This window comes from Granulicella sp. WH15 (genome assembly GCF_009914315.1).
In the GTDB taxonomy this organism is placed as follows: domain Bacteria; phylum Acidobacteriota; class Terriglobia; order Terriglobales; family Acidobacteriaceae; genus Edaphobacter.
Map to the genome: position 1 here is coordinate 1,530,336 of NZ_CP042596.1, position 23,802 is coordinate 1,554,137.

The window sequence follows — 23,802 nt, forward strand, 5'->3', positions numbered from 1 at the left end:
GAAGCGAGCACGACCTCAAGCTCATGGGTTGAAGGGAAAGCGTAGCTGGTTGCAATTGAGATACTCGGCGGCACCTCCACGATGGTGGCTAGAGGCGGAGTCGCGCGACCCGATCTTGACCGTGGTCTGACCATATGATTAGTATCGCTCCACGAAATCATGCCTCCTTGCGCTGTTGTGTAAGGAGATTGGTGTGCTGCAATGCAGTTCGGCGAAGGAACGTGGAAGGCTATCGTGAAGATCAATCGGAGTGTTTTGGGGCGTATGGGATTTGTCGCCTGCGCGGTGGGAGTGCTGGCGATGGCGGTGGCCGGCAGTGCGCAGGTGAAGAACAAGGCCGTGAAGGCGGGGCAGACGGACTGGGCTGAGTATAACGGTGGACCGGGTGGAAGCCACTACTCGAAGCTGAAGCAGATCAATACCGCGAACGTGGCGACGCTTAAGCAGGTGTGGAGCTTCGATACCGGGCAGAAGGGTGGGTTGGAGACGAATCCGCTGATCCTCGATGGAGTGCTGTATGCGTATACGCCGACCCAGCAGGTGATTGCGGTGGACGCGGTGACGGGGAAGCTGGTGTGGAAGTTCGACTCAGGGGTGATAGGTACGAGGCCGCAGAGAGGGCTGGCGTACTGGACGGACGGGAAGGAGCGGAGGCTGATCGCCGGGGTGACGAACTTCGTCTACGAGATCGACATGGCGACGGGGAAGGTGGTTCCGACGTTTGGGGAGAAGGGACGCATCGACCTGCGCGAGGGATTGGGGCGTGATGTGGCAACGATGTCGCTGTCGATGACAAGTCCGGCGGTGGTCTATAAAGACCTGCTGATTGTGGGAGATGCTACGCCGGAGTCGCTACCGGCGCCGCCGGGTGACATACGGGCGTACGACGTGCATACGGGCAAGCAGCGGTGGATCTTTCATACGATTCCGCATCCGGGTGATTTCGGCTATGAGACGTGGCCGAAGGATGCGTGGAAGACGAGCGGCGCGGCGAATAACTGGTGCGGAATGACGCTCGACCGGGAGAGGGGGATTGTCTATGTGCCGACTGGCTCTTCGGCGACGGACTGGTATGGCGTGGATAGGGTAGGGAACGATTTGTTTGCGAACTCGCTGGTGGCTCTGAAGGCGGAGACGGGGGAGCGGATATGGCACTTCCAGGGAGTGCATCACGATCTGTGGGATCGGGACTTCGATTCGCCGCCGACGCTGGTAACCGTAAAGCGGAACGGCAAGGAGGTGCCAGCGGTAGCTCAGACGTCGAAGCAGGGGTGGCTGTATCTGTTCAACCGGCTGGATGGGACGCCGCTGTTTCCGATTGAGGAGCGACCTTTTCCTGCCAGCGATGTTCCAGGAGAGGTCACGTCGGCGACGCAGCCGATTCCAATGAAACCGGCTCCGTTTGCGCGGCAGATTGTAACCGAGGCGGACCTGACCGAGAGGACTCCGGAGGCGCATGAGTGGGCGGTGGAGCAGCTGAAGGGAATGGTAAGCAAGGGCATGTACTACCCGAACACGGTGGGTAAGCCGACGATGATGATGCCGGGATGGGACGGCGGGGCGGAGTGGGGTGGGTCGGCGTTCGACCCGGCGACGCATGTGATTTATATCAATGCGAACGATGTGGGGTTGACCGAGTCGCTGGTGAAGCATGAGGGCGGATCGGGCGGGAAGTCGACCTATGAGGCGCAGTGCAGTGTGTGCCATCAGGAGAATCGTGCGGGGTCGCCTCCGGCGTTTCCGTCGCTACTGAACCTTGAGGAGAAGTTTACTGCCGCGCAGATTATGGACATCGTCGAGCATGGGCGGGGGAGGATGCCGCCGTTTCCGGGCTTGAAGGAGGAGCAGAGGAAGGCTGTTGCAAACTATGTGTTGAACGGCGAGGCGAAGCAGGTGGCTGCGGGGCCGGACCGGTATGACACGACAGGGTATAAGAAGTTTTTGGATCCGGAGGGGTATCCCGCGGTGGCGGCTCCGTGGGGGACGCTGAATGCGCTGGACCTGAATACGGGCGAGTACTTGTGGAAGGTGCCGCTGGGGCAGTATCCGGAGCTGACGGCGAAGGGGCTGAAGGATACGGGGTCGGAGAACTATGGGGGACCTGTGTTGACTGCGGGAGGCGTGATCTTTATTGCGTCGACGGTGCTGGATAAGAAGATTCGGGCGTTTGATAAGAAAGACGGCAAGCTGCTGTGGGAGGCGACGCTGCCATATCCGGCGAACTCGACGCCAGCGGTGTACGAGGTGAACGGCAAAGAGTATGTGGTGATCGCGGCAGGAGGCGGAAGAGAGCCTAAGCTCCCGACGGGAGGCGTGTACGTAGCGTTCGCGCTGCCTTAGCACTTGGTGCCGTTCTACGTGTGCAGGGACTCCGGTCTGTCCGATAGGGCAGCCTTTAGTGGCTTTGTTCCGTAAGGTCGAGACGGGCTTTGAAGGGGTCAGGTTCGAGGATAGCGCCCTGGTCGGTGATGTTGAAGATCTGATCCGGCGATGGGGTGAAGAGGGGCCAGTGCGGCAGGTGGTCGCCGTTAGGATTGCCGGTCTTGGCGAAGTTGACCCAATAGGCGTGGGTTAGGTTGGCGATGGACTCGTCGTGGGGAGTAATGGTGGAGGGGTAGCGGGCCTTGAGCGTCTCGAAGACATAGGGGACCTCGGAGGCGTGGGTGGCTCCTGGCCACTCGGAGCGCATGGAGGCGGCGACGTAGGAGAAGCGGAAGAGGTAGACAGGCTGGTCCTGCTGGGTGAGGAGGCGGGCGACGAAGCGGGCGGGTTCGATCTCGGCGCGGTCGGCGGCGACGCGCAGACCGACAGTGTGTACGTCGTTGGTGTGGTCGGGGTCGTAGACGGCTCGGGCTTGTTCGCGAGCTGCGCCGAAGGGTGCCAGGAGTGCGTCGACGGTATCGCCGGTGTAATAGGCGAGGTCGTTGTCGTTGGCGCCGATGATGAGGGGGATCTTCTTCTGGTGAGCGGCGCGGTAGGCGGCCTCGGAGGTCTCGACGACGATGTGACCGTCGACCATGGGGCCGGGGAAGGTGGCGTTGAGCGACGGGTCGACGCGGCGGGTGAGGATGTTGTTGCCGCCGACGAGTACGTCGGCAGGGAGGGCGCGGAGACGGGCGAGGGTAGTGGCGTCGTCTCCGGTGATGCCTTTGGATTTGGCGAAGGTTAGGCCGAGAGACTCACCGGAGGGCGGGTCGCCGGGCTTGGTGTCGGCCTCGAGGACGTGACGGGGATGGGCACTATCACGGCCACCGCCTGACTGGATGATGGCCTTCTGGAAGAGACCGTCGGACGCGGGTGATGCGAGCAGCATCTGGACGGAGGAACCACCGGCGGATTCGCCGAAGATGGTAACGTTGCGCGGGTCTCCGCCGAAGGCTGCGATGTTGCGCTGGACCCATCGGAGCGCGTCGATCTGGTCCATGTAGCCGTAGTTGCCGAGAGGCTCGGAGCCGGCGGCGCGGGAGAGGGCGGGGTGCGCGAAGAAGCCGAAGCGGCCGAGACGGTAGTTGAAGCTGACAAACACGACGCCGTCGCGGGCGAAGCTGGCGCCGTTATAAATGGGGGTGGAGGTGGAGCCGTTGACGAAGCCTCCGCCGTAGATCCAGACCATGACGGGAAGGTGCTTGTGGGCTGCGTTGGCCGGTGTCCATACGTTGAGGACGAGACAATCTTCGGATGGGCTTGTGGTGCCCGCAGGCGCAGCCTCGCTAGGTGCGGGGAGCTGCATGCAGTCGTGGCCGAAGGAGGTTGCGGGGCGCGTACCGGTCCAGCGCGGAGCCGGTTGGGGTGGACGCCAGCGGAGGTCGCCGATGGGGGGCGCGGCGTAGGGGATGCCCTTGAAGGCAAGAAGATGGTTTTCGAGTGTGCCCTGGATAGTGCCGCTCTCGATGGAGACGACGGGATTGGGGGAGGCAGGGGGAGCAGCGAGGAGAGGTGCGGAGGCGAAGGCGATGACCGCAACGCGGAGTAGCGTTCTAATCGGCATGGAGTTGAATCTTTCTGTTAGCGAGAAACTTGCTCTTGCGAGTTGGTGAGTCTGTCATGCACGGGATGGGCTGCATGCAGACTGACACTGTACAGGAACGTGCAAATGACGGCATAGCAGTATTTGTTCTTGCAGGCGTTTGGGTGTAGCGGGTCAATGACAAAATGAAATATTTTATTTTCGTCTTGACGATGGTCTGACCATATGCCTATTATCGCGCCGCTCAGTAAAGAGATATTTTGCTTCCTTCTGTAAAGGCGATCAGGACGTGTTGCCCTGGCCTTTCAAGGATTCATCTCGTCACTGTGCAAAGACTTTGCAGGAGAAGATGCCCGTGCGCAATCTCAAGATAATCGTGATACTCGCCGCCCTGATGCTGGGCGGTTCCTTTTCAGCCTTTGGCCAGGCTGTGACTGCCACTCTTGTTGGAACAGTGAGCGACCCCGCGAAGGCGTCGGTCAGCAATGCACAGGTGAAGATTACCGAGCAGCAGACCGGAGCGTCCTTGACCCAGACGACGAACGACAGCGGAAACTACCAATTCACGTTTTTGCCGCCAGGGGTGTATACGGTCACCGTGACGATGCAGGGGTTCCAGACGCAGACGACGAAGAACGTGCCGGTGTCGGTGAATACGACAGCACGTTTGGACGTGATGCTGCAGACCGGGTCGGTGGATCAGTCGATCACGGTGACCGACTCGGCGCCGTTGCTGCAGACAGACAGGTCCGATATCAGCACGCAGTTCGAGACAAAGCAAGTTGAGGATCTGCCGCTGGGGTCGAATCGTAACTTCCAGGGCATGCAACAACTGGTGCCGGGTATGTCGACGCCGATCTACGATCACTCGGCATTCTTCGACTCGCAAAACTCGATGTCGTTCCATGCGAATGGCCAGTCGGAGATGGTGAACAACCTTCAGGTAGAGGGTGTGGACGACAACCAGCGTGGAGGCCTGCTGCAGGTGTATATTCCTCCGGCTGCGGCGATCCAGACGGTGGACGTCGAGACAGCGAATTATGCTCCGGAGTTTGGGCGCGCTGGCGGCGCGGTGACGAACGTGACGATGAAGTCGGGTACGAACAAATTTCATGGATCGGCGTATGCGTACAACGGTGTGAGTGCGACAGCGGCACGGACGTACTTCAACCGTACGGGTATCTTTCCGCGTTATACGAACAACTACGATGGTGGGACATTTGGCGGGCCGATCTTCAAAAACCGGACGTTTATCTTTGGGGACTTTTTGCGCTACTCGAATGTGAGCAGTGTGTACAGCCTATTCAGCGTTCCGAGCGCGGCGTTCCGGGCGGGCGATCTGCGGACGAGTCCGACTCCGATCTATGATCCTGCAACAGGAAATCCTGATGGTACGGGACGCACTCAGTTCGTCTCCGATAGCTCGAACCTCTCTCAGGGAATACCGATCGGGACCAAGAATGTGATTCCGCAGACTCGTCTGGTGAAGATTCCGCAGAGTGTGCTGGCTCTTATTCCGCTACCCAATATTCCGGGCGCGGGCAATACGAGTAACTTCCAGGAGTCGGTGGTGTTGAGCCAGATATCAAACACCTTTGACATCAAGGTCGACCAGAACGTTCGGGAGAAAGATCACTTTACGGGACGCTACAGCCGCGAGGTTGTCGATACGAATCAGCATCCTGCCTTTGGTAACGCAGGCGGACCTTCCGCCGGTGGCTATGAGGGGATCGGAACCGATACCACCTGGGTGGCCGCGGTGGAGTACACGCATATTTTTTCGCCTAGCCTGTTTGCAGAGGGGCGCTTTGGCGTGAACTACTTCAATAATGTGCAGCAGCCCAGCGACTATGGACTCAATACGGCAAACGATCTGGGTATTCCGAACATCAACAATGGGTTGACGAGCAGCGGCATTCCGAACTTTACAATCAATGGCTACTCGGCACCGATCGTGGGCTACCAGGCGTTCATCCCGGAGACCGATCCACAGACGAATATTGATGGGGTATTGAATGTAACAAAGGTGTTGGGGAATCATTCTCTGAAGTTCGGAGCCGAGACCCGCGCCATTCGCGATGATATTACTCAGGGCCAGGTCTTTGGCACACGAGGCGCGTATGTCTATGCCGATGGGCAGACTGGCACTCCGGGCGTAACGACTAGCTATGGCAACGACATGGCGAGCTTTCTGCTCGATCAGATCAGCAGCGCAGGCATCGATATCAATGTCAACGATGCGTCATTCCGGCAGAAGATGTACTTCCTGTTTGCGCAGGATACATGGCAGGCAACGTCCAAGTTGACGCTGACCTATGGCCTTCGTTGGGAGTACTACGCTCCGCCGACACCTAAGGCGAAGGGAGGATTTTCGCAGTACAACCCTGCGGATAACAGCCTCTCGGTGGTAGGATACGGCGGAATTCCGATGGATCTTGGGGTGAACAAGAACCTGAAGAACTTTCAACCACGTGTCGGATTTGCTTACCGTGCCAATCCTTCGCTGGTGGTGCGAGGTGGATTCGGTGTGGCTAGTTCTCCCTTTCCGGATAAGTTTTATGCCTATAACTATCCTGTTAAACAGAATATTTCGATTAATTCGACAAGCAGTTACATTGCTGCACCGGTGACTCTGGCGCAGGGGTTCCCCACGGCTGCTACTCCAACCATTCCATCGAACGGAATTATTCCAAGCTCTGTTCTAATAGCTGCGGGTCCTACGCTTAATAACTCAAGCTGGGTTTCGGTGAATAAGAACTATCACGATCCCGTCGTAGCTTCGTTCAACGTGGCTGTAGAGCAGAGCCTGGGGCATAACTGGGTGATGACGCTGGCTTATGTCGGGAATCAGGGACGTCATATTCCGGGTAACTATAATCTGAATGCCGGTCTGACTATCGGTGCAGGCGCTGCGGGCCAACCGGAGTTTGCGTCCTTCGGACGTACTGCCGCAACGGAGTTACTGCCCAAGGGGACAAGCGAAAACTATAACTCGCTACAGGCGCGGGTGGAACATCGCTTCGCGAGCGGGTTTACATGGCTCTCGTCATTTGCGTGGCAGAAGGCGATGGGGTTCAACTCCACAGGCGGTGGACTTGCGACATATAACTTCTACATCGACCCACACCGGGACTATTCTCCACTGGCATGGGATACGCGCAACACCTATGCAGAAAGCTTTGTGTACGAGCTTCCTTTCGGCAAGAACAAGATGATGCTGCAGCATGGTATCGCATCGAAGCTGGCGGGCGGCTGGGAGGTGAGTTCACTACTCGGGATGCAGACTGGCACGCCGCTCTTCTTCTCAGCGAGCAGCTCCGCGCTGAATGCTCCGGGGACGACGCAGACGCCGAATCAGGTTGCTCCTTTCCACAAGCTGAAGGGAATTGGCGCGGGGCACGCGTGGTTCGATACGACGGCGTTCGTGGCACCGCCGAGCGTCATCATCAAAGGAGTGAAGACACCCACGCAGGGAAATGTCGGCAAGAACGTCTATAGTGGTCCCGGACAAGTGCAGTTCAACGCGTCGGTCTTCCGGACCTTCCCCATTCATGAGTCGGTGAACTTCCAGTTGCGTGTCGACGCACTGAATGCACTCAACCATCCGACGTTTTCGAACCCGAGCACGGATATGACTAGCTCGAGCTTTGGACAGATTACAGGGACGAGCACTTCGGCGGCGGCGGGAAATAATGCTGCTCCGGGACGTACGCTACAACTGGCTGGGACGATCAGCTTTTAGGTTTTTCGGAAGCAAATAAATAGGACTTACTCGATCGAGTAAGTCCTATTTATTTGCTTTTATTTTTAGAAATATTAGACCTTAGTGTCGCCGACAGCGAAGACAAAATAACTTGCGGGTGTGGTGCCGATGTTCTTCCAGCCGTGGAGGACACCGGAGGCGGCGAAGATGACTCCACCGGCGCCGACGATCTCGGGCTTGCCGTCGTTCAGGAACTCGAGTGTTCCCTCGCGGATGAGGGTGAACTCGGAGTGGATATGGCGATGGGGTGGGTGTGGGATCTGGCCGGGTGGCAGCACGGTCTCGTGAATGTCGACGAGTTCGCCGGTGGGTAGCTTGCCGTGGAGGATGTTGCGAGTCTCGTATCCGTTGGGCTGGCGGTTAACGTGGAGGTCTTCGAACTTGTAACCGACGGAGTGCGAGAGGACGGAATCGGTTGCGGTGAGAGCCTGGGCTTGCAGGGAGTGGTTACCCAATGCGGCGAAGGCGGCGAGCGCGGTACAGAGATCGCGACGAGAGAGATTTTCCATGACGATCATGGTACTCGTCTGGGACGGATAGGGCTAGGCACAATAGAGATAGATCGCTCTTCAAGATGTAGGCAGTAAGGTGAGGTTGTGAGCAGAGAAGCCGTGGCTGTGTAGATGTAAGGCGCGAGGGACCCGGAGCCGACAGTGATGATGCATGAGGCGGAGTCGAGGACGATGGAGTCAGCGCTTGAGCGAGACCTGATCCTCGGGTGAGTTACCGCTGTGGGGGACGGTGCTGGCGAAGGCGAAGGGTGTCGAGCTGCTGAATGCTTCGGTGACGAGGATATGTCTCAACGAGTGATAAATTGCCAAGTCACTCATCGACAGCGTATTAGGAAACACAAGACGACTTGTTATTACTAATCTCGTCGAACCTGGCTACAGCGTTCGTGACTCGATCAGAATGAGCATCCGCGCCGCTCCGGTCTTCGCGTGCTGCAACAGCGCAGCCTCGTCAATGGCTGCTGTTCCTAGCAGAACCGATTCAAACCACCCCGAACGCAACAGCCCAGCGAAGGTGTTCGCAGCACCAAGTAGGTCTTTGATTCTCCATCCTTGCGAAGAACCCCATCGCTTCAGGTACTCCATGATAAGCGTATTGCGATTTTGGATGACTTCTTCCGAATACCGCTTCCCAAGTTCTGGAAACCGTCCTGCATCGCGTAATACTACTCGATAGAGCGCTGCTTGCTCCGCGGACAATGCGTGTCGAAGATATTCAATCGCAGCCAGATTCAAGCCAACGCGAGGAGCTTTTTCGAGCCAATTGCGTTGTGCCGACGACTCGTCATGAGCTTCTGCGGAGCAGGCGGCCTTCATCACTGCAATAAAAAGATCGTCCTTGTTCTCAAAGTGGCGATAGACGGTCTTAATAGATACGCCAGCGCCTTTCGCGATGCTGTCCATCGAAGTATCCGCGTACCCACCGTTCAGAAACGCCTCCCGTGCGGCATCCACGATCAGGTCACGCTTCCTCTTCATCAACGAGGCTTTCGGGTCATTGTCCTCCCAAGTTTTCAACGTCACTCCGAAAGACAAGATGTCTTGACACATCATACGACAACGCTTAGTGTCGCTGTAGCGACATTGATCGTTGTCGCATGGAGGCTTCCTCAACATGACCCGGCGGACCAGGTTCGACTACAAAGGAAAGTTCGCTCTTGTAACGGGGGCGTCCAAGGGACTGGGTAAGGCTTATGCAGAAGAACTTGCCGCCAGGGGCTCGAATCTTGTGCTCGTAGCGCGCTCTAAAGCCGAGTTGGAAACGCTTGCCGTAGCTCTGCGACGCGACTACAAGGTGCGCGCTGAGGTGATTCAAGCGGATCTGGGAGACATGTCTGCGCCTTCGACGATTGCCGAAGGACTTGAGCGGATTGGGATTCAGCCCGACTTATTGTTGAACAATGCGGCTGTCGGCTACAGCGGAAGATTTTTCAGCAGACCGCTCGGTGAGGAATTGATTCCCGTTGTCGTGAACGTGCAGAGCCTCGTGGAACTCACTCATGTTTTGGGAAAGAAGATGGTGGCGCGTGGAAGCGGCGGCATTATCAATATTGGCTCGAATGGAGGATTTCAACCTGTCCCGTACAACGCGACCTATTCCGCAACGAAGGCGTTCGTTCTTCTGTTCAGCGAGGCCGTGGCGGAAGAACTCAAGGGATCTGGCGTGCGCATGATGATAGCGAACCCCGGACCGACGGCGACGGAGTTTTTTGTGCAGAGCCCTACCTCAATTAAATTGGAGAAAATGGACTCAGCCCAAAGCGTCGCGCGCCGCACATTGGATGATTTCTCTCGGGGGAAGGTCGTATCGTATCCGGGCCGCTTAAGCACCCGCGTGTCAACCTGGATCAGTCGCATCCTGCCACGCGGATTAACGACTGCACTCGTGGCTCACGTATCCAGAAGTATGGGATTCGACCGATAGCAGAGATACAGCAGGATGCCTGGTCTTCACAGAACCTGACTCAGCTTTCAGGGACAGGCAAGCCGATCCAAACAGGTGCCGGACCAGCCATCGTGAATTTCAACGGTATGCTGCTGATTGAGAGCTTGATGAAATCCGATATGCGAGAATTTCGGATTTGGATGCATTTCCATTCATATTATTGGATTGAAGAAGGAGTTCGAAGTAGGGTAGGGAGCCATCTTCGTTCTTGATCTTGTTCAGGAATGGCAGAAGCCGAACATCATCGAAGATAAAATCCGCGGCTGACTCGGTTCCAGCCATGGACGTTCCCTCGAGGAGAAGAATTTGCCCGGAGCCTTCGAGATTGGGCTGTAATGCAATCAACCCGTACACCTTATGCAGAGGGTCTGCCTGATCGGAGTCGTACTGAGAAAGCTCATTTCGCTGCGGTGATCGGTTGAAGACCAGGAATGAGTGCTTTTGACGATCATGCCGAAAGACGAAATTCATCCGGTCTTCAAATAGCTCCACCCAGGGTGTCCCTTCCTGCGCTCCCAACATGATGACGGGTCCGCTCTTGAAATCATTGGGACGAACGTCCCGCGCATAACGGACTTGTATCCGATTCAAGGGGATCCCGGGGAGCATGTAGAGCTTGGTGACGATATTGAGGTCGACGATGGAGGTGTAACGTCGCGACGCCAATGTCCGCGCAACCTCAATTGTTGTTCCACCTGGCAGACTAATGTGATCTCGGTAATCGTCGTTCAGGTACTCGGCTAATTTCACATTTTTCCCGGTGATGGTTTGCAGACTCGTCAAACCCGTGTCCGAAGCCACAATCATCGTGGGGTGGTCCAGTCCGAACAGGCTGCTCCAGAGAGGATGTTTCGTTGCAGTGACCGGCACTGCAATGGGACCTGTTCGCTGATGAAGGACCAGGTACATGATTGAAATGCACGCCATGGTCAGCGCCAGCGTGAGCGCTCGAACTATCCAGGGCGTTGAGATAGCGGGAGTTGCTGTGTCTGGCGAAACGACTGCAGCACTGACGTTCGTCAGTAGAGGAGGGAATGGAACGATCTCTTCTTCGACGAAAGGACCTGGGCGCGGCTCAAACACCGGAGTGTAGCCTCCCTTTGGGATCGACAGACGAATCGACTCGTGCGCGCCCTCCTCGCTAAAGTACTGCTCTAATCGCTGCCGGAGGCGGCTCGCATGCGAACGCACGATGCCATCGATGGAAGGATCATAGTTCGGAGCGCGGGCAAAGAGAGCTTCGCCGATGTTCAACTCGTTGATTTCGTCTGCGCGTCCCTGCAGGGTTAGTTCGCAGATGTATCTCAGGAAGCTGCAAAGCCGAGGCGACTTAATAAAAGAAGGCGATACAACGATTCGTTCCACGAGCTCCCAGCGCGGGTCGTCAACGCCGACAGAGTCTGTCTCGAGTTGGGCGGAGCTGTGGCTCATACGTGGCCGGAAATATTTCGGTATTCCCAGTACACACGTCCGATATGAATATCTCGTAAATGGCAATTAGCCGTGCTTTGCATCTCGGAGGCCTGTTAAATCGAGGATAAAAGTGAGCAAGACATCTTCTGTAAATGCGAGGTAAATGCCAGAAAACAGATTAGATATTCCTCTTAACAATGATGTTGCGGCGAATTGACTGCGCGGGGAGAGAAACGTTGGCTAGAGTTCGGCCATCGAGTAAAGCTTTCCCAGTTAGCACCAGCAAGAGGAGACCGTCGCATGCCGATCAAAACTGTCCTTGGAACGAAAATCGAACTGTCCATCGCGTTCGTCCAGAAGTGCGCTTCAAATGCAACCGGCGCTCTGGTCATCATGCTCGTGTTCCTGCTGATGGGTGGAATGCCCGCGCGGGCACAGTTCGACACCGCGAGCGTGCTCGGAACAATCAGTGATCCGGACGGAGCAGCGGTGCCATCCGCGTCCGTTGTTCTGCTCAGTGTGACAAGGGGCGTAACCGTCACACGGCAAACCGACGGAAGCGGTAACTACGAATTTACGAATGTCCAGCCGGGAGAGTACTCGATTACGGTTACCGCGGCTGGTTTTGAAAAAACGGACACCGGCCGGTTTACTGTGAACGTGGGTGCCAGGCAGCGTGTTGGGCTTGCGCTTAAGATTGGCACGAACTCACAGACAGTCACCGTCTCTGGAGCTGCCACTCTTCTTGAAACCGATACCAGCGATCGTGGTGAGACGGTGCAGAACCGTGAAGCGGTCAACTTGCCGCTAAACGGCCGCGCTTACGCCGATCTTTCAGCCCTTGTTCCGGGCGTGCGTAAATCGCTACTCGAAACGCTCTCGGTCCCGAGCCGCGATGCGTCCTATAACGTCAATGGCCAGAATTCAATGACCAACAACTTTCAGCTTGATGGTATCGACAACAATGCGTACCAGAGCGCGAACCAAGGCTATTCGAATGAGGCGATCATTCCGTCGCCTGATGCCGTGCAGGAGTTCAAGGTTGAGACCGACAATTACAGCGCCGAGTATGGCCGGGCTGGCGGCGCAATCATCAACGCGACGATTCGCAGTGGAACGAACCAGTTCCATGGAGTCGCCTATGACTACCTCCGCAATACCGTGCTCAACGCTTATGGCCCGTTTATCGGCAACGGAGTAAAGCCAACGTTGGTACAGAACCAGTTCGGTGGTGCGATTGGCGGCCCCATTAAGCGGGACAAGCTCTTCTTCTTCGCGGACTATGAGGGGCTGCGGGTCGTCAATCGAGCGATCACGACTGCAGTGGTCCCGACTGCGGCCCAGGCGCAGGGGATCTTCACGGATGCGAGCGGCAATCCCATTCCCTTGGTGAATCCAATCACCGGCGCGGCTTATACGAACGGAAAGATCCCGTCATCCGACCAAAGTCCGTTTGCGGCCAAGGTGCTGAGCATCCTTCAGTCGGACGCGGCTCCAAACGCAGTCGTCGCGGCGGGCGGCAACAATTTCGTCTCTACCCCTGCCAATACAACGAATGTGAACAAAGGTGATGGCCGCCTGGACGCGTACATCAGCCCGAGGTCGACCGCCTTCGCACGCTACAGCCAAGACTCGTGGGTCTACTTTCTGGCACCTAATATTCCGGGGCTCGCCGGAGGAAACAGCAATGGAACGCTCTATGCCTATACCCGGCAGATTGCGGGTGGTTATAACTTCACTCCCACGCCGAGTTCGATTCTGCAGCTCCGTCTTGGCCTTACCTGGACGACCAGCGGCAAAGCGCCGATCAACATTGGCGCAGACAATCTGCTCGCGGACTTCAACATCCCGAATATTCCGAGCGATCCGAGCATCAATGGTGGTCTAAACAGTCAGGCTGTCACCGGGTACTCTCAGTTTGGGCGTCAGACGACAAACCCGCAGTTTACGAATCCCTACGTCGCAAACCCCAAGGTCAACTACAGTTTCCTCAAAGGTCGCAACAGCTTCAAGGTGGGAGGGGAGTACGGGTTCCTCAATATGGCCATATCGGACTTCCACCCGCAGTTCGGTGAAGATTTCTATGGCGGTCAGTTCAGCCGTGCGACTGCGACCCAGGCGACCGACGCCGCACACATCCAGGCATACAACCTGGCTGACTTTCTGGTCGGCGCTCGCAACAGCTATCAGCTGAATAATCTTGCGACGATTCAGTACGAACGCCGCTGGTATATGGGTTATGTGCAGGATGACTATAAATTCAGCGATAAGTTGACATTCAATCTTGGACTGCGCTACGAGTTGGTGACGCCGAACTGGGAGAAGAACAACCATCTGGCGAACTTCGATCCAACGACTAATACGCTGGTCCAGGCTTCCGGAGGATCGCTGTACAACCGATCTCTGATCAATCTGGATAAGAAGGATCTGGGACCGCGCTTCGGATTCGCTTATCAGGTAGACCCGAAGACGGTGATCCGGGGCGGCTATGGCATCGGGTACATGCACTACTTCCGCTTCGGAGGAGAGAGCACGCTTGGCTACAACGGACCTTACATCGTGGATGCGACGATCAACCAGACTCCGCCGCACCAGGTGAGCGGCGCGACCCAGTCACTTTGCACTTCGCTCACCGAGAACCCCAGCACCTGCTTCCGTACGACGCAGTCGGGCTATCAGACGAACTTCGCCTCGGCGCAGAACTTCTCGACGCTGGCCGCGCAGACCCGCTATATCCCGCGTAACTTTGAGGCGGCTTACATCCAGGCATATCACCTCACGGTGCAGCGGCAGTTGATGAGCAACACCACTCTCGAGGTCTCCTACGTCGGCAGCCACGGGGTCCACGTTCCTGTTCTCACTGACTTCAACCAGGGTGCAACGCAGCCTGTCAGCTGCAACACCGGCGTTGGATGCTTGACGCAGCAGCAACGGCGGCCGATCTCCACCTTTACGAACATCCTGACTGCATTGCCCCAGGGATATCTGATCTACAATTCGCTGCAGACGAAGCTCGAGCGCCGTTACAGCAACGGACTCTATCTCATCAACTCATTCACCTGGTCACGCGCCTTCAACAATGCTTCTGCCGATCTTGAGACGTATGGTGGTGACGGCGCGCTGGTCAACCGCTACAATCCGACAGGAGATCGTGGCCCATCCGGTTACGATCAGCCGTTGAACGACACCTTGTCCATCATTGCGGACCTGCCCTTCGGGAAGGGAAGAATGTTCGGTCAGAGTGCTCCAGCGTGGCAGCAGGCTGTGCTGGGAGGCTGGCAGCTCGCGGCGATCAATGTGGTCACGAGCGGTCTGCCGATCAACCTGACCTACACCCCCTCCGCTCAAAATGTGGTATCCAGCACCAGCGAGGTCTATTCTGTCCGTCCGAACCTCGTCAGCACTGCGAAGGCGGTGTATGCGCCGAAGTCTCACTGGGTGAAGACGGGGAGCGCACTCAGCGGAACTTTGCTCGCCAGTCAGGTCAGTGTTCCGACACCAAGCCAGTACTTTGGCAATGCGGGACGCAACGATCTGCGCGGGCCTGCATTTGGACAGCTTGATCTAGCATTGCACAAGTCCGTTCCGCTCTGGTCGGATTCGAGCAACATCGAGTTCCGCATTGAGGCCTTCAATGTCCTGAATGCAACCAACTTCCAGTATCCTGACAGCTCAGTCACCGATGGCGCTAACTTCGGTACCTACACCGCTTCGAGTGCCTATCCATCACGTCAGGTGCAGTTCGCTCTGCGACTCGCATTCTGACGTGCGCTCTTCATCCTAGAGCCGGCAGCGAACCTGCCGGCTGTACCATCATGAAATCGGCCCATACGACGTAAGAAGGAATCAGAACCGTGATCAATCGCCGCATACTTCTCGCAATAGCACTCGTCCTTTCTCTTCCTAAGCCGTCCGTTGCTGAGGACGTCAAGCGAGGTTCTGTCAGTAGCCTTTTTGCCTTTTCAAATGAAGGCATTGCTGTGGTCGCTCATCGTGGCTGCCATGATCCCGCGCCAAAGCATGGTTTTGGCTACGCCCCTGAAAACTCTCTACTGGGGTTGGAGCGCTGTGTCGTCATGGGCGTGGACATGATGGAGACGGATGTCCACATGACCGCTGACGGCTACCTTGTCATGATCCATGACGAAAGTGTTGATCGAACCACTGATGGCCATGGCATTATTTCGACGATGACGCTGGCCGAAGTTCGCAAGCTGCATCTGCGTCAAAATTTGGGTGGCTATGCGGAACCGCTGACCGACGAGCACGTACCCACCCTGGACGAGATGCTCAAGGCAGCCAAGGGGCGCATTACCCTCAATCTTGATGTAAAGGCCCCGATCTACGCCGAAGTTGTCGACGCGGTTCTGCGTGCAGGAGCCGCCGATCTCGTCACGGTCAAGACGCGAGCAGGTATCGCCAGCCCTGCACTGGCCGCCATCGCTCCGTTCAACAAGGTGCCATTTGTGCCGGTACTTAACGCAAAAGGCAGTGATATCGTGGCGGTGGCAGAGCGGCAAGCGGCCAATGCCAAACCTGTGGCCTTCGAGTTGCCGCACATGCAGTCGGAGGATGTACCGAAGATCGCTGCAGTGGGACGGCAGCACGGAATCAAGCTCTTCAACAACACATTAGGTGATGGTTCCTGCATCGGCATCGGCGGCGACAATGACGCGCTGAAAGACCCGGACGCCGTATGGGGATGGCTGTATCGCAATGGAATTTCCATCTTCCAGACCGATCGTCCCGAAGCATTGCTCGAATTTCGAGCCGCGATGCACAAATAGCTCTCTATGGGACCCAGTCGGCACCCTGTTCGACTGGGTTCACGCTTGTTTCGTTGCGGTGTCCACACCAGAGAATTTCTATGAGTCTTGAAAGATCAATGGCAATGGCCCGCAGGAGGTTACACGATCTCGGTCGGAGGCTTCTCTTGCTCGCTCTACAGACCAAAGCTGTGCTGCAGCATGATATTGAACTGGAGCCGCCGCCGCTTGCCGAAGCTTCTATCAAATCGCGGTGATCATTCTCGGGTTGGACGCCGGAGTGTTCACGGCGTCCAATCCGGCGGCTACTTCGTTGACGTTTTCGGCTCCAAGGTATGCTGGAGCGTGTCGAATAGGGGCTGTGCCGGAGCGACCGTGGGGCCGTTGTGCGCGACCGAAACGGCGAGTATGCGCACCTTGCTGTTATTGGGAAGCGTCAGTTGTCGAACTCCGGGTGGCAGGTCCAACGTATATGCGAAGAGATAGGAATACGCATAGGGATCGTTGAGGCCCGCCGCTGTATGGTGGTGCGAGGCATACCAGGCGACGGAAGCCGGTTTGATGAAGCCCTCCCGCAGCCCAAGATAATCCTCGGGGAAGTGCGGCGAAGGCCGCTCCGCTTCACTCTGATCCAGGTTTGCGGGAGGCCAGACGGCATGATGGGCCGATATTGCCCAGCTCTCCGGCGTGCCCTTCCAGAGACGAGTGTCCCACTGGCCGATGAAGCCTCCCCAGTTCTCCACGTTGAGCGTGACGGCTTTGCCTCCGATGTGGAACTGGGCCTGCTGGTCGCCGTCGCCAGCGGCGAGGATGTAGACGCGGTTGAAGTCGCCAACCGGCAATGCAACGCTCTGGCCATTGGCGGCGACTGCATTGGGTGTGCCAGTGGCGGCGCGTGTGAGTTGGAACTCTACGCCGTCGTAAGAGAGTTGCTCTGGAAGCATCTCCGCCGGATAGGCGTCGCCCTTGCCGTCAAAGCCACCGCCCTTGGTTTCGCTATCGTCGTTCGTCGCTGTGGCGAGGTCGTAGGGAAGCGGTACCGGCTTCGAGGCAATCGCGGAGACAGTGGCAGGCGGTGTGGTCAGGCGCAACGCAAAGGTTTTCGGCTGATAGCCGCCGAAAGAGGTGACTAACTCACCGCCGGTGACCGTCGCTTCACCGAGCGGCTGCTCCTGGGCGTTGATCTCGCGTGCGGAGTTGATGCCCGCAGCAAAGCGGACATGGACGCCGGGTGCAGATTTGCCGTCCAACTCGACCATGCGCAGCACGAGTTCATCGCTGTCCTCCGCCTTCTTGAGAGCGAGGACGCGAATACGAGAGTTGTCGAGGTGCAGGAGCGAGAACTGCTTACCGAGGGAGCCTGGATGGCTGGCGGTGTAGAAGGCCCGCACCGGGTCGTTCAGCCGGTATGCCTGCCAGTCTGTCTGTGCTTCGCGCCAGCCGTTTGCGTGTCCGGCAAGACCGAAGGTGAACTCGTGATGCCCCCAGTCTTGATTGGCCTGATCAGTGTATGAGGCGCCCTTGGCGCTAATGCCGGGCGAGCGCAGCAGGGTAAGGCGAATGGTGTTGTCGTTCCGCTTGTCTGAGCCATTCTTATCGTCAGTCAGAAGGGTGACCCCATAGCTGCCGCTCTTATCCGTCAGATCGATCCAGCGATGCGAAAGAACCTCGAACTGCCGCTCCATCGCGTTGGGGCGTTGGAGCGTGCCGACGTCCTCGTTATAGGTTGCATTGGGGTTAGAGGCTGTGAGAGGGAAAGATGCCTTCAGGTTCTCTTCTTTGCCACGCCAGTCGATGACATTTGCGAACTCGACACGATTGCCGGAATCACCCGCCGCCAGGCTGATCGTCTGCGCATACCTGGAACCCTCGCTCTCGCGGACGACCTCGATCGAGACGCGAACAGGGCCGTTCTCTTTCACGCGGATCTTGGCAGGTCCACTCACATAAGCGCGCGGCGCGGCCTGCTCCTGGTCGAAGTCCATGTTCCACGCGGGCCATTGCTGCGGGGTGTCGTGGGACAGCGCGAGACGGATAGGAGCCGCGAGCAGCTCCTTCTTCAGGCTTTTATCAAAGATGCTTGCGACGTCGCCATCGGAGTTAAGCTGCACACGGTATCGCGAGTTCTCAAGCGAAGAACTCGTTACCTTCAATTCGTCGCTCGTTCTTGAGGCAGCGCCGGGCACAAGATGGTATACCGCATAGCCAACAGAGGGCAGCTTGGCGACGAAGAGCACCTTGCCGTCCGCGGTCTGCGCTGGTATCTGCTCCCCAGTGGAAGATACGACGTGCATCGTTCCGGAGCTTTGCATGGAAGAGGGAAGAGCGACTTCCACTACGTCCTCGCGGGCGATGTTCAACGCGTTGAAGAGCACAAGCGGCGTACCGGGACCGCTCGTGTCGAGCGCCGAACTGACCGACTCCGTGGCACTGGTAAAGACGCCCGCAAACTGGTTCGCGGTGAGAACGTCATCATTCCAGGCGAACTCGTAGGAGCGCGGTGTGGCAGTCCCCGCGGCTGTGTCGTGGAAGTGGCCGCCAAGGGCAAGGGTCCAGGCATCGTTCAGGCGTTTTTGCGGGTAGGGCTGAGCGCCCATCCATGCAGCGGCCAGTGAGGCCTTCTCCGCGGCATCGGCAAGCAGCTCGTTCTTCGCCACCCAGCGTTTATGGTAGGCCTGCGAGGTGAGCGAACCGGCCGAGTGATTGATCAGCTCCAGATCGCCCTGGTACGTTGGCATACGCTCTGTCTCATCGGGCTTGATGTCGTTGAACATCTGATCGGCGGCCGATACGACAACGTGGACAGGGCCCATGCCAACACGAACGGGCGGCATGGGTGGCGCCTTCACGAAGTCCGGAAGCGCCGGCAGGCTGATCTGCTCCTTCTGAACGATAGCCTCCAGAAGCTTGATGGAGGTCTCCTCGGCGGCGCCTCCGATATCGCCAGTGCCCACGTACTCGTAGTCGGCGAACAGCCCGGTTACTTTGCCGTTCAGACCGATACGCTCAGGCCAATTCGGCTCCTTCTGGTTTCTTATCCGCTGGAGAGAGCGCTTTTGCCTTGAGGTGAGCGCATCTAGCTCGGTCTGCGAAATAGTGGGGAAGGTAATCGGGGCGTCGTTACGGGTCAGGTCCGTGTTGACGTTGTGGTTGTAATCGCTGGGGTTAAGCGCAGACACCAGACGGCTGCCATCCGGACCAACCCAGACGCCAACATTGAAGGGAATGCCCTCGGGCGTCTGTTCCGGCGAGTTCGCTCCGCCGATGCGGGGCGCAGGCTGCCATTGGGAGTTCAGCTTCTGGGTCGAAAAGCCCTTTACGCCTGCGTGTGCCAATATGGCTGGAAGCGAGGCGGGGAAGCCGAAGCAGTCAGGCAGCATGTACTCGTTGCTGGCTTTGCCGAACTCATGCCGATAGTAGGTATTGCCGTAGAGCACCTGGCGAAAGATACCCTCCGCCGTGGGCAGGTTGACATCGCCCTCTTCGACCGACGAACCTGCCGGGAACCACTGGCCTTTGGCGACGTATCCTTTGAGGCGGGCATAGTCGTCCGGGTAGTACTCCTTCATGAGCCGGTAGCGATTGGAGCCGGTCCAGTTGAAGACGTAGTGCGGATACTTATCCATGTAGTCGAAGTTGACGCGCATGGTCTTCAAGAGATATTCGCTGATGACCTGCGGAAACTCCCAGCGCCACTGCGTGTCGAGGTGAGCGTAGGGAACGACATACAGCGTAGGCGTCTTGGTGATGTCGGGCGCTTGCATCGTCTGAGCCCGGGTTGCGGTTGCGGCAAGCGCCAGCGAAAGAGGGACATAAAAACACGCGCGATGGCCGCTGCGTCGTAATACTCTTGCCGAGAAGCTATGTGGCCGCCTCTTCCTCATCTTTTCGTCTCCTTCGAGCGACGTTGTATCGTTTTTTCAGGCTGTTTGAGCCTTAGCGTGATAACGATACCACGAATGTAGAGCAATAATCTTTGGGGAGCAGGGAAGCTCCGGAAGGTGCCTGATACGTCTGTTGTGACCGATAAACATCGATACCACGGTGGTACTTTTCTCAAGTCTTCATGTTGATCGGATGGCTGCCGCAGGACTGACGCACAATCAGACGAGCGGGCAGGACGATCTTGGCTGGAGTCGTGTTCTGGTCCATCTTCTTCGCGGAAGTCGTCTGTGCCTGAAGAGCATGGATGCGCTGGAGAAGCAGGCCCATAGCACGTTGCGCAAGCTCAACAGGGGACTGTGCCACGGTCGTAAGCGCGGGCCGAATGACGCTGGACAGATCGAAATCGTCAAAGCCCGCCAGGGCGACCTGTTCCGGAATCTTGATATTGCGTTCGGTGAGCGCCTGCAGAACGAATATGGATGTCCGATGATTCAGCGCAAAGATTGCCGTGGGCGCGTTCTTCCCGGTGAGCACCTTGCCGAGCCAGCTCCGCACGTCGTCAAGGGTCAGGAGCCCTAGTCCGATCTGCGGCTTCAGCGTTGCTTTCTGCATCCCATATTGGTAGCCCTGAATGCGCTCGTATATGGTGTAGACCTCCTGGTCGTAACCGGCGCAGGCGATATGTTTGTGGCCATGCGCGATCAGGTGTTCGACTGCCTCCTGTGCGCCTGCGCGATTCTCTATAACGACGGAGTCCGTTTCCAGGCCGGGCAGGGGGCGATCAAAGGCGACGATCGGTAGACCGGAGCTCTGCAACCGGCCCAGGCGCTCATCTCCCTGCCTGGTGGAGCTGACGATCAACAACCCCGAGACCATACGGCTTGCCATCAGCTCCGCTTGCTGAACCTCAAGGTCGGCATCTCGCTCGGAGGCAACGATCAACGTCATCAGATCGTGCTGCCGTGCCATGTGTTGTACGGTATGCGCGCAGGAGGCGAAAAAACTATCCGACAGGTCGGGCACGATCAGGCCGATCATGCGTGCCCGCTGCCCCTTCAGCAACCGCGCGGCTTCGTTCTGTTGGTATCCGAGCGCGGCAATTGCCAATTCTACCTTCTTGCGTGTCGCCGGTCGGACGGAGGGGTGATGATTGATAACCCGCGATACTGTCATCAATCCGACGCGTGCCAGCTTCGCTACTTCGCGAATCGTGGGAACACGCTCTGTGTGTTGTCGCTTCACGCCATCAGAATACGGCATCCGGCGGATGGGCTCCCTCTCACTAACGATTGTTCCGGTATTGCGTTATATTGTGGCAACGATGCCAAAACAAATTTCACATAACAGATCTCAGTTTGGCTTTGCTAACTGCATTTATCCATAACTGCTAAATTTTATGGGATGCCGAATTGTTGGTACGTTCCAGATCGATGCGGAAACGATCAATGCCGATTTGTCAGCGTTTCTTAAGAGATTAGGGTATCGGCTTGTCGTCAAGGAATGGTGGGCAGTTCTAAGCCTGCTATTTCCTGGTGTTGCCGGGGGCTCGATGCGATACTAGTGGGAACATAGACGCAGACTAAGATTGTTGAAGACATGGATACTCCCAGCGAGCTTAACGAGGTTGTTCTTCCGCAGAATGTGGTTGGTCCGCTCACGCGGTCGGCGATCTTTCTGGTGCTGCGAATCCGTCAGGACGAGGATGCTTACACGAGTCTGCGCGAGTTTTGTGCAGGGCTCTCCGGGTTGATTCGCGCGGTGGAGTTTCGCGATGTAGAGGCTGGCCTTACCTGCGTTGCCGGATTCGGATCGGATGCCTGGGACAAGCTCTTCGGAGTGCCGCGTCCTGCCGAGCTTCATCCTTTCAGGGAGATTCATTCCGGAGGACGACATGCCGTCTCCACACCGGGAGACATTCTCTTCCACATTCGTGCCAAACGCATGGATCTGTGCTTCGAACTGGCCACGCAGATCATGAATAGCATTGGGGATGTGGTCTCCGTGGCCGACGAGGTGCATGGCTTCCGCTATTTCGATGATCGCGATGTAATGGGGTTCGTCGATGGCACGGAGAATCCGCGAGGAGATGTCGCGCGCGAGGCGGCCATTGTCGGCGGTGAAGATCCGGCCTTTGCAGGCGGCAGCTATGTCATCGTCCAGAAGTATCTTCACGACTTGAAGGCGTGGAATACGCTTCCAGTGGAGATGCAGGAAAAGATCATCGGTCGTCGAAAGCTCTCGGACGTGGAGTTGAGCGACGCGGACAAGCCTGCCTATGCTCACAATGCGCTCACGAATATCGAAGAGAACGGGCGTCAACTGCAGATCCTGAGGGACAACATGCCTTTCGGGCGTCCGGGCCATGGCGAGTTTGGAACATACTTTATCGGCTACAGCCGCACGCCACGGATCACAGAGACCATGCTCGAGAACATGTTCATCGGGCGTCCGCCCGGAACATATGACCGTCTGCTCGACTTCAGCCACCCCGTGACGGGTAGTCTGTTCTTCGTGCCTACAGGGACATTTCTCGACAATGTTTCCACCGATGCACCGACCGTCTCACAGAGCGCAGAAACTTCATCAGCCGAGCCACCTTCGTCCGCGCCCGCATCCAAGCCGGTTGCCGGATACGACACATCACTCAAGATAGGATCACTCAAGGGAGAGAAAGATGAATAACCTCCACCGGGAACTTGCACCGATTTCTGACTCAGCATGGGCGCAGATTGAGGAAGAGACAACCAGAACTCTGAAGCGTTATCTGGCCGGACGACGTATCGTGGATGTTCCTTCGCCGGAAGGGATCGCTTTGCCCGGAGTTGGGACGGGGCATCTTAAGTCAATCTCCGCTCCGGCAGAGGGTATCCTCGCAAGGCAACGCGAGGTGAAGCCGCTGGTAGAGCTGCGGGTTCCGTTTGAGCTGTCGCGTCAGACCATCGACGATGTGGAACGCGGTTCCGACGACTCCGACTGGCAGCCTGCGAAGGACGCCGCGAAGAAGCTGGCCTTTGCGGAAGATCGGGCGATCTTCAACGGATACCAGGACGCGGGTATCCAGGGTATTCGGGAGGGTACCAGCAATCCCATCGAGACTCTGCCTGCGGATGTGCGGGATTATCCGGATGCGGTTGCCCATGCGCTGAGCCAACTGCGGCTGGTGGGCGTCAATGGACCCTACTCGGTGGTGCTGGGTGCCGACGAATATACTGCGCTCGCCGAAACCCGCGATCACGGATATCCCGTGCTTGAGCACGTAAAGCGCATCGTGGATGGCAACCTGATATGGGCACCTGCGATTGAAGGCGCGTTTGTTCTGACAACCCGGGGTGGTGACTTCGAACTCAACATCGGGCAGGATGTTTCGATCGGCTATCTCAGCCATACCGATTCTGCCGTACAACTGTATCTTCAGGAGTCGTTCGTCTTCCGGGTGCTCACTACCGAAGCTGGGGTTGCGTTATCGCCGTCACAAAAAACTTCTCAAGATAAGTAAATCTCTGAGACGGTAGCTTCGTTCCATCAGAGGCCAGGTGTTTGCAGGACGCAGG

14 protein-coding genes are annotated in these 23,802 nt (G+C 57.3%); 7 read left to right on the plus strand and 7 right to left on the minus strand.

The window, feature by feature from the left end:
* The first annotated feature begins 201 nt into the window (after positions 1-201).
* Positions 202-2,340 carry a PQQ-binding-like beta-propeller repeat protein gene (locus tag FTO74_RS06400; protein ID WP_220399094.1) on the plus strand — a complete coding sequence of 713 codons (2,139 nt, stop codon included), beginning with the start codon at positions 202-204 and terminating at the stop codon, positions 2,338-2,340.
* Positions 2,341-2,395: 55 nt separating this feature from the next.
* Here FTO74_RS06400 and FTO74_RS06405 read toward each other — a convergent pair whose 3' ends face one another.
* On the minus strand, positions 2,396-3,988 hold the full coding sequence (locus FTO74_RS06405) for a carboxylesterase family protein (RefSeq protein ID WP_162537397.1): 1,593 nt from the start codon (positions 3,986-3,988) through the stop codon (positions 2,396-2,398).
* Between the two features lie 328 nt (positions 3,989-4,316).
* On the opposite strand from FTO74_RS06405, the gene FTO74_RS06410 reads away from it, so the two are divergent.
* Complete coding sequence (locus FTO74_RS06410) at positions 4,317-7,709, plus strand: TonB-dependent receptor (RefSeq protein ID WP_162537398.1); 3,393 nt, start codon at positions 4,317-4,319, stop codon at positions 7,707-7,709.
* Between the two features lie 74 nt (positions 7,710-7,783).
* On the opposite strand, the gene FTO74_RS06415 is transcribed toward FTO74_RS06410, so the two are convergent.
* The 3 genes from FTO74_RS06415 to FTO74_RS06425 all read right to left on the minus strand — a co-directional run bounded on the left by FTO74_RS06415 (position 7,784) and on the right by FTO74_RS06425 (position 9,265).
* Positions 7,784-8,239, minus strand: coding sequence for a cupin domain-containing protein (locus FTO74_RS06415; protein ID WP_162537399.1), 456 nt, complete (start codon positions 8,237-8,239; stop codon positions 7,784-7,786).
* Positions 8,240-8,419: 180 nt separating this feature from the next.
* Entirely contained in the window at positions 8,420-8,560 is a 141-nt protein-coding gene (locus FTO74_RS06420) for a hypothetical protein (RefSeq protein ID WP_162537400.1), read from the minus strand.
* 57 nt (positions 8,561-8,617) lie between these two features.
* Complete coding sequence (locus tag FTO74_RS06425; protein ID WP_162537401.1) at positions 8,618-9,265, minus strand: TetR/AcrR family transcriptional regulator; 648 nt, start codon at positions 9,263-9,265, stop codon at positions 8,618-8,620.
* 91 nt (positions 9,266-9,356) lie between these two features.
* On the opposite strand from FTO74_RS06425, the gene FTO74_RS06430 reads away from it, so the two are divergent.
* Positions 9,357-10,166 (plus strand): SDR family oxidoreductase, encoded by an 810-nt coding sequence (locus FTO74_RS06430; protein ID WP_162537402.1) that lies wholly within the window; start codon positions 9,357-9,359, stop codon positions 10,164-10,166.
* A gap of 99 nt (positions 10,167-10,265) precedes the next feature.
* Here FTO74_RS06430 and FTO74_RS06435 read toward each other — a convergent pair whose 3' ends face one another.
* Entirely contained in the window at positions 10,266-11,618 is a 1,353-nt protein-coding gene (locus tag FTO74_RS06435) for a hypothetical protein (RefSeq protein ID WP_162537403.1), read from the minus strand.
* Positions 11,619-11,900: 282 nt separating this feature from the next.
* Here FTO74_RS06435 and FTO74_RS06440 point away from each other — a divergent pair, with 282 nt between their 5' ends.
* Together FTO74_RS06440 and FTO74_RS06445 are read left to right on the plus strand one after the other, a co-directional pair.
* Positions 11,901-15,365 (plus strand): TonB-dependent receptor, encoded by a 3,465-nt coding sequence (locus tag FTO74_RS06440; RefSeq protein ID WP_162537404.1) that lies wholly within the window; start codon positions 11,901-11,903, stop codon positions 15,363-15,365.
* Positions 15,366-15,454: 89 nt separating this feature from the next.
* Complete coding sequence (locus FTO74_RS06445) at positions 15,455-16,387, plus strand: glycerophosphodiester phosphodiesterase family protein (RefSeq protein ID WP_220399095.1); 933 nt, start codon at positions 15,455-15,457, stop codon at positions 16,385-16,387.
* Between the two features lie 284 nt (positions 16,388-16,671).
* Here the strand turns inward: FTO74_RS06445 and FTO74_RS06450 are convergent, their stop codons facing one another.
* Complete coding sequence (locus FTO74_RS06450; RefSeq protein ID WP_255462537.1) at positions 16,672-20,250, minus strand: glycoside hydrolase family 38 C-terminal domain-containing protein; 3,579 nt, start codon at positions 20,248-20,250, stop codon at positions 16,672-16,674.
* A gap of 172 nt (positions 20,251-20,422) precedes the next feature.
* Entirely contained in the window at positions 20,423-21,493 is a 1,071-nt protein-coding gene (locus FTO74_RS06455) for a LacI family DNA-binding transcriptional regulator (protein WP_255462538.1), read from the minus strand.
* A 354-nt stretch (positions 21,494-21,847) separates the two neighbouring features.
* Between FTO74_RS06455 and FTO74_RS06460 the strand changes: the two genes are divergently transcribed.
* Together FTO74_RS06460 and FTO74_RS06465 are read left to right on the plus strand one after the other, a co-directional pair.
* A complete protein-coding gene (locus tag FTO74_RS06460) occupies positions 21,848-22,933 on the plus strand; it encodes a Dyp-type peroxidase (RefSeq protein ID WP_162537406.1) in 1,086 nt (361 codons plus the stop codon).
* Positions 22,926-23,747 (plus strand): family 1 encapsulin nanocompartment shell protein, encoded by an 822-nt coding sequence (locus FTO74_RS06465; protein ID WP_162537407.1) that lies wholly within the window; start codon positions 22,926-22,928, stop codon positions 23,745-23,747. The genes FTO74_RS06460 and FTO74_RS06465 overlap by 8 nt, the downstream gene beginning before the upstream one ends.
* Positions 23,748-23,802 lie beyond the last annotated feature (55 nt).